Consider the following 2,302-nt stretch of genomic DNA (forward strand, 5'->3'; position numbering starts at 1 on the left):
TGTGCCGTAATTAAATCTAAATTCGCATTCTTTGATAAAAAGATGGAAGTTTTTCTTGTCAATGCCATTATATTTTGGCTATTTTCAAAACCCGGTTGAAACCCCAACCCCATCCATCCTAACACAATCTCTGATTCTTGCAAAACTTGGTGGAAAAATAAATCACTTAAAATCTCTGATTCTTGCAAAATCTGGTGGAAAGTATCGGGTGTGAGCATTGATTATATTTGCATGGGTTGTTTTTAATCAAGCTGTTTTACTTAACATATTTTATTTTCTTGGATAAAAACAAATCCAGTGCTTTGTTCAAGCCCTGGATTTGTTTTAAGCGTGTATCGCTCTTGATGATTCTTGCTCAATCTTCTTGATCGGTTATTTTCTCCTGACGTCCCTTTTTGGGTTTGTCTGAGTCTTTGTGTCCATACAAAGCTCTAGCTCTAATCATCTCAAAGCTATATCCTCTACCCAAACGATTGGCAAGCTTAATCAGACCATTAACGCATTCCGTGTAGCCATTGCTCACTTTATTGGCACTGTCCCAATAGCTAAAGGTTTGGGCGAAATGCCGTTTAACAATTTGCTTAAGTCTATAAAACTCAGGCAAATACATGCCTGTTGCTTGCTCATCAATACTGTCAGTCCATTCAAAAAATGCCAATATTGCCGCATTTTTATCTTTAGCTTCATAAATATCAAAGAACTTCTCTTTTAAATAATAGGCAATCACAAGCTTTGGATATTCTTTGGCAAGTACTTCTAAGGTTTTTAGGTCGTCAGAAGACAGCTGTGCTAATCGCTTAATCAGCAGCCAGCGTAGATGCTTTTTTAATTGCTTGCGTCCTTTGGCGTCCAATTCATTTTGATGGCATTTTCTAATACTCTCCATCGCTTCATTGGCAAGTTTAACTACATGAAATCGGTCTAAGACCAAGGTGGTATTGGGTAAGCATTTGGCACAAACATTTTTAAAAGGCTGCCACATATCACTACAAACCGTATGAATATTCTCTTTATTGGGTAGCCGCTCAAAATAACTTTCAAGATAGGATTGTTTTCTGGTTGGTAGAATATCGAACAATCTATGATGCTCAAGGTCCGTGAGCACACAGCGATACTCACCAGCAATCATCACTTCATCAATACCCAAAATACTCGGGGTGGATCTTGGGTAGCTTTGTTCCAAGTAACTTAAATAGTCTTGTGCAATGTTGCGAATAGTATTGACCGATAGGCCGATCTGCCTTGATAGTTCGCTAAAAGTAAGCCTGAAGCAGTGGCTTTGGATGTGCTGTACCAGCCTGTTGGTACACCGACGACTCTCATCAACGCAGGCAATATGATCGCTCAGCACCTGCTTGCACACTTTGCAACGATAGCGATGAACATTAAGTTGGATTGTTGTGGGTTTCATATACAGTGGCGTGTCTGTATAACGATATTCTCGGCTACCATGCTTGTATAAACCGCCACCACAATTGGGGCAGTTGGCCAAATGATAAGTTGTTTTGGCATAAATAGTTACTGTTTCATCACGATTTTCAATGCTGACAGTTTCGACATTAGCTAAGCTTAATAAGTCAATCATCTTTTGTTTCCTTATAAATAAATTTAAAAATAAAAAGAAAATTTTACAAAAAACTTAATTTAAGGATAACAAAGCCCCCTACAGGGCTTGACAAGTCAAACACTGTTTGGGATAATGAGACTGTCCGCTAGACAATCTCATTATAAAAGCGCTACCAATTGCCGTTGGTGGCGTTTTTGCTTTATTATCCACAAAAATTTATGGCCAGTGCATAAGCCACCTCCCATTCCTTATTTTTTCTCAGTCATTAAAAAAGACACGCAAAAAGCGTGCCTTGTCCTATGCAGATGTAGGATGTATTGATCTGCTTATTTGTGAGCCGCAGGTAGCGATTGTAGATTCACGACGGCTTTTCTCTTCGTTAATCAACTTAGCGATAAAACCAGATAATGATTGAAAATCATTGTCAGCTTGCTCTTTTGCCCAGTTTTTTAGATATTCTGGTAATTTGATGTTGCTTTGTGTGATTTTGCGATTATTTTGAACAGTCATATGATACTCCTTTTGTAGGTATGTCAACCAATAATCTTATGATAAATGATCGATTTGCTACTGTCAAATAATTTTGTACCAATATATATTAGATATTTAATTTTATGTACCATATTATACCACAAAGATAAAATAATGGTATGTAATGTAGCAAAAGTATATTAATCCTCACACGCTTTTTAGTATAATAAATCCATTCAAACCCAAAGGAGTTATTATGGCTGG

General features: G+C 37.3%; 2 protein-coding genes and 1 pseudogene. All 3 read right to left on the reverse strand.

All coding sequences use genetic code 11. The annotated features are described in order from the left end of the window. A pseudogene (locus tag B0181_RS11905) lies at positions 1-75 on the reverse strand (IS1595 family transposase); the annotation flags it as partial. A 280-nt stretch (positions 76-355) separates the two neighbouring features. Next, the gene (locus tag B0181_RS07410) at positions 356-1,585 is read right to left on the reverse strand and encodes an ISL3 family transposase (RefSeq protein WP_078276879.1); all 1,230 of its coding nucleotides are present in this window, start codon (positions 1,583-1,585) and stop codon (positions 356-358) included. Between the two features lie 279 nt (positions 1,586-1,864). Further along, positions 1,865-2,077 carry a hypothetical protein gene (locus tag B0181_RS07415; protein WP_078276880.1) on the reverse strand — a complete coding sequence of 71 codons (213 nt, stop codon included), beginning with the start codon at positions 2,075-2,077 and terminating at the stop codon, positions 1,865-1,867. Positions 2,078-2,302 lie beyond the last annotated feature (225 nt).

The sequence above is a fragment of the Moraxella caviae genome (assembly GCF_002014985.1).
Classification (GTDB): domain Bacteria; phylum Pseudomonadota; class Gammaproteobacteria; order Pseudomonadales; family Moraxellaceae; genus Moraxella; species Moraxella caviae.

Coding starts and splice junctions, on each gene's coding strand:
- B0181_RS07410 (WP_078276879.1), bottom strand. CDS start 1,585: ATGATTGACTTATTAAGCTTAGCTAATGTCGAAACTGTCAGCATTGAA.
- B0181_RS07415 (WP_078276880.1), bottom strand. CDS start 2,077: ATGACTGTTCAAAATAATCGCAAAATCACACAAAGCAACATCAAATTA.